Here is a 7,603-nt window from a genome sequence, read left to right as displayed (position 1 = left end):
TCCGCACGCAGCCGGGATAACTCCATCTGCTCGGGCGTGATCGCCTTGCCGGTGCCGGCGGCCAGTTTTCCCGCCTTGCTGGCTTTGCGCCAGTTGCTGAGTGTCTGCTCGGAAATGCCCAGCTCGCGGGCGACCTGAGCGGGGGATTTGCCTTCGGCCTCGACCAGACGGACCGCCTCTTGCTTGAACTCGGTGGTGTAGCTCTGCTTCGGGATTTTGTACATCGATACCTCCGTATGCCAGTTTATCTGGCTACGCTTGGTATCCGAAATTCGCGGTCAACCTCAAGGTCTGTGTAACTCTCTCCGTCTGGGAGCGCAGCTTCGTTGCGTAAAATCGTCATCTGATCGAGTAAATCTTCGATGTTGCCTACAGTCCAGCCACTCGCTGCCCCCAGCAAATAAAGTAAGTGGTATTCCAGCCGGATTTCTGGTGAGTAGGTGTTGTCAGAGTGCGCGCGCCGAAGCGCTTGCAAAAATTCTTCAAATTGTGTGCTGCTGAATATGCGGCTGGACTCATCTGTGCAGAGTTCTGATTCGTAATCGGCGATTTCCTCCCAGTAGGCCGCGTCGTGAGTGCCATCAGTTTGTTCCATGTATTCTGCCGCAAACCGAGTCATGGCTTCTCGGTTGCTGATTAATGGCGATATGACTAAGTCGTTGCTGTAATCAAAGCCAAAGTAGTAGGTTGCTTCGTCAAGCTGAATTGATTCTATGCCGCCTGTGTGCCCAATTCGCTCATATATTGGGTTGTATTTGTCTATCATTATTTTTCTCCTTTTGTAGTTGCCATGATTTTTTGGGGTGGGCTTGATGATTAAAGCCCGCGTAGGTGCAAATGGTTCGTGTAGGGATGATTGGCGTAGCGTAATCGTCCGGATTTTCATTCGTACGAATGCGCTGCGCTATTTGTACCTACTTACTGCTTGCTGCGGATTTCACGCCGCATAATCCTTCAGCCCCGCCACCGCGTCCCGATACCCGGTTCTGATTCGCGCGGCAATCGAGCGCGGCGAGAAATCCAGCGTGGCGCTTTGTGCCTCCGGCATGTTGTTGGTGATGACGATGGGCGCCTCCAGCAGCCGCAGGCGCTCGATGTCCTTGAAGCCGGCCAGCTGGCGGATCGGCGAGTTGGCCGGCAGGGCCTGGTCGAGCGCGGCGTACAGCTCGACCATCTGGTTGAGGTCTTCCATGCGCGCCATGTCGCCAAGCACCTTGTTCGAGAAGATGATCTCGGTCATGCGATCCTGCACCTGCTGCAGGTTCTGCGGCACCTGCCCCTTGAGCGGGAAGAGGTTGACGATGATGAAGCGCGCGTCCGAATCGGCCGGCAGGCCGTTGATCATCGCACCCAGCGGGGCATTGTCGAACAGGCCGCCGTCCCAGTAATGCTTGCCGTCAATCTCGACCGCCGGGAACATCGGCGGGATCGACAGCGAGGCGATCACATGGTCGGCGGTGATGCGCTGGCCGTTGCGGTTGGTAAACGTGACGATTTCGCCGCTTTCGATCTGTACCGCCGAGAGCTGGACGATGGTCTCCGAGGCGTTGAGCTTGTCGAAATCGACCAGCTCGTGCAGCAGCTCGCGCAAGGGGTCGGGCGAGTAGATTGATGTCCAGCGGCTGGCGTTCCACACGTCGTGGCGCAGTCGCGACATGTGCGGATTGCCCCACAGCGCCAGGTTTTCCTCGACGAATTGCGGTGCGAAGGGGATGTTGGGAACGGTGAGCTTTTGCCACAGCGTTTCCAGCGCCGCCAGCGGATCGGGGTCGCGCGCGCCGACCAGTACGGCGGTGTTGACCGCGCCTATTGATACCCCCGCCACCATATGCACGGGAAGCAAATGCTTCTCTTGCATGTGGCGCAATACCCCAAGCTGATAGGCGCCCAGTGCGCCACCGCCCTGCAGAAACAATGCGATATCCGGCATTTTTGATCCTCCTTCCCTGGTCAGGTCCAGAAGTGATCATAAACCGCATTCCGGTTTCGATAGTGTGACTTTATTCGTCAGCTTCTGGCAGGGAGCAGGCCATGCGCCACAGCTTGCCATGCTCACCCACGATGGCAAAGCCCTGCTCGTGGTAAAGCGCGATGGCGGGATTGCTCTTGAAGACCGCAAGGCGCAGCGTGCTCAGCCCGGCCGCGGCAGCCAGGCAGAAGGCGTGCCTGAGCAGCATCCTGCCGTAACCGCGACGCTGCCAGCCGGGGCTGACTTGCAGATCATTCAGGTAAAGAAATGGCGGCTGGATGGTATAGCGCAGCGCGCCAATGCATTCTTCCCGATGCAGCATGAGCAAGTTGCAACTTTGCGCCAGGCTGGTCTGGAACACGGCCTCATCCCATTCCTTGGCATGCTGCCGGTAAAACGGCTGCATGTTTTGCCGGGTCAGCGCGCTGAGCCAGAGCAGTTCTGCCGGCGCGGGCGGGCGGATGCGGATAGGCTCTGTCATCAGGCACTCCGCAGTTTCAGCTTCCACGCCAGCAGCAGCGCGGCGCCCGGCAGCAGCAGGCCGAGTGCGCCGACGGTCCACAGCAGCGGGCTCAGTTCGCTGTAGTTGGCGGCGGTGAGCACCAGCCCGCTGGCCGGGTCTTTCACCTCGCGGCTCAGTGTGAAGATCTGGTTCAGGTATTTGGTGCCGAGCTGGCTGGCCGACAGCGCCAGATTGGTGAACGAGGCCATCACGGCAAAGAAGGTGGCCTTGAGCTGGGCGGGCGCCGAATTGGCGATCCAGGCCAGCATGGGAATCATGGCGATCTGCCCCAGCGGCGACTCCAGTGCCGTGTCGATGATGGCGATAAAGCGCGCGTCGACCACGCCGCCGGTGTGCGCGGCCGTCCAGTCGTGAAAGCCGTAGCTCATCGCCAGCGTCGGCAGGCTCAGCACGGTGCCGGCGATGGTGAGAAAGGCGATGACGACGAACAGCGGGCGTTCGGCCATGAAGCGACGGAACACGAACATGCCCACCAGTGTGAGGCAGCTGCCCAGCAGCGACAGTTTGGAAAGAAAGGCCGGATCAAAGCCCAGTTCATCGATCATCCACCAGCTCACCCCGGCGCCGCCCGATGGTGTGGCGCGGTACATGAAGATCACCAGCGCCGTGCCCAGCAGCGTCACGCGTGCGGGAGGTTCAAGCTCGCGCAGCAGCCGCCACAGCAGAAAGCCGATGATGGCCAGCGAGCCGAGAAACACGGCCTCCTGGCCATAGCGCAGCTGGTTCAGGCCCATCGTCAGCGTAAACGCCACAAAGGCCAGGCTGCCGCCGAGCACCCACCAGTTCGGCCGGGCCGGCGCATCCTGATGGTTCAGCAGGGCGCGAGCTTCTGCAGCGGAGAGACCCTGCGCGCGGTGCGCGGCGAGGCGCCGGCGCTGCAAGGCCGCATTGAGGATGACGCCCAGCACCGAAATCAGCGGAATCACCAGCGCGAGCAGATACACCTGCCGGTAGAGCGCGGTCTTGCCGGCTTCATCCAGTGATTCGCTGCCGGCAAACAGCCAGACATTGACGCCAGCCACCAGCACCGAGCCGCCGATGACCGCCACGCGGCCCAGCGTCTGCATCGTCGTGTGCATCAGCTTGATCTGTGCTTCGGGCAGTGGCGTGCCGTCGGCGGCGTGGCGCGGTACGGCCTCGACCGTCATTGCGTCGGCCACCGCGTCCTGCAGCACGAAGCCGATGGGCAGCAGCAGCGTGGCCAGCACATACCAGGCATTCACGCTCATCACGCCAGCCATGGCCTGCGGGTCGCCAATCAGCGCGGCCATGATCAAGAGGCTGGCTGCCAGCAGCGCGGCGCCCAGATAAATCAGCCCGCTCTTGAAGCGCCACAGCAAATCGACCAGATGGCCGATGGGCATTTTCAGTGCAAAGGGGATGCCGACCCAGAAGCCCAGCGCGGCCAGAAACTCGGCCGACAGGCCCAGGCGCTCCTTCACGTAAAAGGTGCCGACGATGCCGGTCAGCCCCTGGATGCCGAAGGCCAGATACACCAGCAGCGGCGGCAGATAGGACAGGCGCAGCTCACGCCCGAGTGAAAGGATGTTGCGGTCAAACCATTGCCAGAGCATGGGGGCCTCATAGCGGTTGCTGTTGATAGGGGGCTGGCGCTGCTCGTGCGTGCTGCAGCCTGGCACCCTGTGCAGGCATGAGCAGCGCCATTTCCTGCTCCCTCCGGGATTTCCGGCTGCGGGCGCCAGGCGTGGATAAGCAAGGCTGGCGGGCGGTGTGCCATGCTAAGTGCCTGCGCCGCGCCAGGCAAACGTGGCAACGGCGGCAGCTTGTGACGTGGATGCCGGAAAACCCGGCCTTGTATACATGCATTGGTATTTTCGTGCAGCCTTTTGCCTGTATTGGTTGCGTATATATACCCTTGTTGTAATTGCGGTTATCCCGTAGTTCCCCGCTGTACGCCTGTTGTTCTGCTGCCACAGGCATCGCCAGCCATGCTTGACCCCGTGTCGGGTCGCCGCCAACAATGCGCCCCATTCAGGCCCGCCCTGAATCCTGGTGGCCGCAAGGCCGATTGCAACTGTCACGCGAGTCACCTCGCGTTGTTTGAAGAAGGAGAAAAGCCGTGACCCAGTTCGAGATGAACACCCGCTAGCACAGCACCCGAATCCCCCGGAGTTCGGCGTGACTGGCACGCCGGGCTCCTGCCGCAGACCCCAAGTCTGCCCAGCCCCGGTTTTCGTGAATCCCCATTGGCGGTGATTCCGAGCACATCCGGGGCTTTTTGTTTTTACAGGATTCATCCGTATGCCAGTCGTACAACAACTCAACAAGGGGCGCGTGCCGGTCAAGATCTGGACCGACGACATCGCGCCCGATGCCCTCAATCAACTGCTCAACACCGCGCAACTACCCATTGTGCACGGCCACATCGCCGCGATGCCGGACGTGCATCTGGGAATCGGTGCCACCGTCGGCTCGGTGATTCCGACGCGTGACGCCATCATCCCGGCCGCTGTCGGCGTCGACATCGGTTGCGGCATGAACGCGGTGCGTACTTCGCTCACCGCCAGCGATCTGCCCGACTCGCTTGCCCGCATCCGCTCGGCCATCGAGGCCGAGGTGCCGGTCGGTTTCAACCAGCATGACTGGAGCAAGGTGCGCGGTGGCGCCATGCAGCGCGTGGCAAGGCCGCTGAACGATCGCCTCGACGTGCTGGTCGGCAAGCATCCCGGCCTGATGAAAATGCAGCGCCAGTTCGCGCAGACCTGGATCTGCCAGATCGGCACGCTGGGCGGCGGCAACCACTTCATCGAGCTGTGCCTGGACGAAGACCAGCGCGTGTGGATCATGCTGCACTCGGGCAGCCGCGGCACCGGCAATGTGATCGGCCGCTACTTCATTTCCGCGGCGCAGAAGGACATGCGCCGGCACCAGCAGCACCTGCCGGACAAGGATCTGGCGTATTTCGCCGCCGGCTCCGCGCTGTTCGACGACTATGTCGATGCGGTCGAGTGGGCGCAGGACTACGCGCTGGTCAACCGCCGCGAAATGATGCGCCGCGTCGTCGAAGCGATCCGCCCGCATTTGCCGGTGTTCACGCTGACCGACGAGGCGATCAACTGCCACCACAACTACGTGGCGCGCGAGCGGCACTTCGGCGCCGATCTCTTCGTCACCCGCAAGGGCGCGATCGCCGCGCACGAAGGGCAGCTCGGCATCATCCCCGGCAGCATGGGGGCAAAGAGCTACATCGTGCGCGGGCTGGGCAACGCCGAATCGTTCTGCTCGTGCAGCCACGGCGCGGGGCGGAAAATGAGCCGCAGCGAGGCGAAACGGCGCTTCAACCGCTTCGACCTGGCCAGCCAGACCGAGGGCGTCGAGTGTCGCAAGGACGGGGGCGTGGTCGACGAGATCCCGGCCGCGTACAAGGACATCGATGCGGTGATGGCGCACCAGACCGATCTGGTTGAAGTCGTGCACACGCTCAAGCAAGTCGTCTGCATCAAGGGCTGAGGGGAATGATCATGCCATTCAAACCCCGCAACCCCTACGCCATGGCCGCCCGCCAGCGCAATGCCGGCGCGCACGAGCAAAGCGAACGCGCCCGGCGGCGCAGCGAACGGCAGGCGCTGCAGCAGCAACTGCGCGACAACCCGCAGGACGACAGTCTGTACGGCGGCCGCCAGCCCGCGCGCAACCGGCGGCAAGGCTAGCTCTGCGGTATTGTGCTAGTCGGGTATCAAACGGAAACGGGCTGCGCTGCAGCCCGTTTTTTTGTGGGTATGCTCATGCGAGCATTGATCAGCTTTGGTTACATGGCAATACGGCTGAAGTTTGCTGATCTTGAGTGACAAAATTTTGAGGTTGATAGCGCTAGCGTCGGAGTGGAATGGTTGGAGTTGGGCCTTTGCGGAAGTTCATGGTTCCGGCGGGGAGATTCTGGTTTTCTCCAAAGTAGATGAATTGTTTTGGGGCTACACCTTCGTGCTCGGCTTTGTTTGTCAGTATCTAGAAAGAGGGTATATTCACGTTCTGCCACTTAAGCAACGCCTTGGAGCTTTTGACAATGAGCTTTTATCTGAGAAAGAGCATCAGCGTTGGGCCGCTGCGATTCAATCTTTCTAAATCAGGAGTCGGCGTTTCGGCTGGTGTAACAGGCCTTCGCTTTGGTGTTGGCCCACGAGGGAACTACGTCCACATGGGGCGAGGTGGCCTTTACTATCGCGCTACGCTTCCACCATCATCTTCACCCCGTTGTCCACCAGTAAACCCTCATCCAACTTCTGTTCCTGAAATACCGTCAGGAACTCACGCACCGTTGGAGCAAATCGAATCTGCCGATGTTTCTCATATTGTCGATTCGTCATCCCGAGAACTTCTAGATGAATTAAATCGAAAGCGTTCAAAGGCTCGTCTTTGGCCTTTCGTTGGGATTGCTGCCGTTGTGATGTTTGGTTTTGGAGTCTCTTTAGGCTGGCCCGCTTGGGTCGTAGGTATATTCGCAATCATCACCGCTACTGGAACATATGCAGCGTATATTCGAGATGCCTTACAAAAAACCGTAGTGCTCTTTTACGACTTCGATACCGATATGGAAGCAGCCTACGCCAAACTACATGCGGCAGCGAGCCAACTTGCTAATTGCACGTCGGCATGGCACATCGAGGCATCAGGAAAAGTGCATGACCGAAAATACCATGCAGGGGCAAGCGATCTTGTCCGCCGGAGAAGCACTTCGATTCGTAAGGAAGATCCACCATACGTCAAGACGAACATCGAAACCGTCGCTGTTGGTGTTGGTCGTCAAACGCTTCATTTTTTTCCTGACCGCGTTCTTGTATACGACCAAACCGGTGAGGTTACCCGCGCTTTCCGGCTACCAAGGTAGCGGTTATGCGGCCAGCTTTTCTCGCTCCAGCCAGGCTGCGTAATGGGTTGCCGGTGATTCGTAATTCAGCGACGAATGCCGGCGCTTGCGATTGTAAAACACCTCGATGTAATCAAAGAGATCTGCCTTGGCTGCCGACCGGGTCGCGTAGCGCCGGTGGAACACGCGCTCGTTTTTCAGGCTGTTGAAAAAACTCTCCATCGGCGCATTGTCCCAGCAGTTGCCCTTGCGACTCATCGACGCCGTCATGCCATAGTTACGCAAC

The 7,603-nt window shown here is 60.0% G+C and carries 10 protein-coding genes and 1 pseudogene; 5 read left to right on the top strand and 6 right to left on the bottom strand.

Annotation, left to right across the window (positions count from 1 at the left end; all coding sequences use genetic code 11):
* The 5 genes from C515_RS0116190 to C515_RS0116170 form a co-directional block, all read right to left on the bottom strand.
* On the bottom strand, window positions 1–224 hold a 224-nt coding region (locus tag C515_RS0116190), incomplete at its 3' end, for a transposase (protein ID WP_028456142.1).
* Window positions 225–244: 20 nt separating this feature from the next.
* Window positions 245–766 (bottom strand): hypothetical protein, encoded by a 522-nt coding sequence (locus tag C515_RS21615; RefSeq protein ID WP_051305036.1) that lies wholly within the window; start codon window positions 764–766, stop codon window positions 245–247.
* A gap of 171 nt (window positions 767–937) precedes the next feature.
* On the bottom strand, window positions 938–1,930 hold the full coding sequence (locus tag C515_RS0116180) for a patatin-like phospholipase family protein (protein ID WP_028456362.1): 993 nt from the start codon (window positions 1,928–1,930) through the stop codon (window positions 938–940).
* A 70-nt stretch (window positions 1,931–2,000) separates the two neighbouring features.
* Window positions 2,001–2,450, bottom strand: coding sequence for a GNAT family N-acetyltransferase (locus C515_RS21610; RefSeq protein WP_051305035.1), 450 nt, complete (start codon window positions 2,448–2,450; stop codon window positions 2,001–2,003).
* The gene (locus C515_RS0116170; RefSeq protein WP_028456361.1) at window positions 2,450–4,066 is read right to left on the bottom strand and encodes an MFS transporter; all 1,617 of its coding nucleotides are present in this window, start codon (window positions 4,064–4,066) and stop codon (window positions 2,450–2,452) included. Before C515_RS0116170 ends, C515_RS21610 begins: the two co-directional genes overlap by 1 nt.
* A gap of 688 nt (window positions 4,067–4,754) precedes the next feature.
* Here C515_RS0116170 and C515_RS0116165 point away from each other — a divergent pair.
* From C515_RS0116165 to C515_RS23210, 5 genes and pseudogenes are all read left to right on the top strand, one after another.
* Entirely contained in the window at window positions 4,755–5,963 is a 1,209-nt protein-coding gene (locus C515_RS0116165) for an RtcB family protein (RefSeq protein ID WP_028456360.1), read from the top strand.
* Window positions 5,964–5,974: 11 nt separating this feature from the next.
* Window positions 5,975–6,163, top strand: coding sequence for a hypothetical protein (locus tag C515_RS21605; RefSeq protein ID WP_169719581.1), 189 nt, complete (start codon window positions 5,975–5,977; stop codon window positions 6,161–6,163).
* A gap of 130 nt (window positions 6,164–6,293) precedes the next feature.
* Entirely contained in the window at window positions 6,294–6,575 is a 282-nt protein-coding gene (locus C515_RS24105) for a hypothetical protein (protein ID WP_158380851.1), read from the top strand.
* Window positions 6,541–6,615 (top strand): annotated as a pseudogene (locus C515_RS24950) (DUF4236 domain-containing protein); the annotation flags it as partial. The gene C515_RS24105 and the pseudogene C515_RS24950, both read left to right, overlap by 35 nt.
* A gap of 153 nt (window positions 6,616–6,768) precedes the next feature.
* Window positions 6,769–7,338, top strand: coding sequence for a hypothetical protein (locus tag C515_RS23210; RefSeq protein WP_245575049.1), 570 nt, complete (start codon window positions 6,769–6,771; stop codon window positions 7,336–7,338).
* 3 nt (window positions 7,339–7,341) lie between these two features.
* On the opposite strand, the gene C515_RS21595 is transcribed toward C515_RS23210, so the two are convergent.
* Window positions 7,342–7,603: integrase core domain-containing protein (locus tag C515_RS21595; RefSeq protein WP_043650107.1), on the bottom strand; the 262-nt coding region annotated here is incomplete at its 5' end.

It is taken from the genome of Chitinilyticum litopenaei DSM 21440, assembly GCF_000428145.1.
Classification (GTDB): domain Bacteria; phylum Pseudomonadota; class Gammaproteobacteria; order Burkholderiales; family Chitinibacteraceae; genus Chitinilyticum; species Chitinilyticum litopenaei.
The sequence above is the reverse complement of the archived record's forward strand: the minus strand, read 5'-3'. Positions and strand labels throughout refer to the sequence as shown.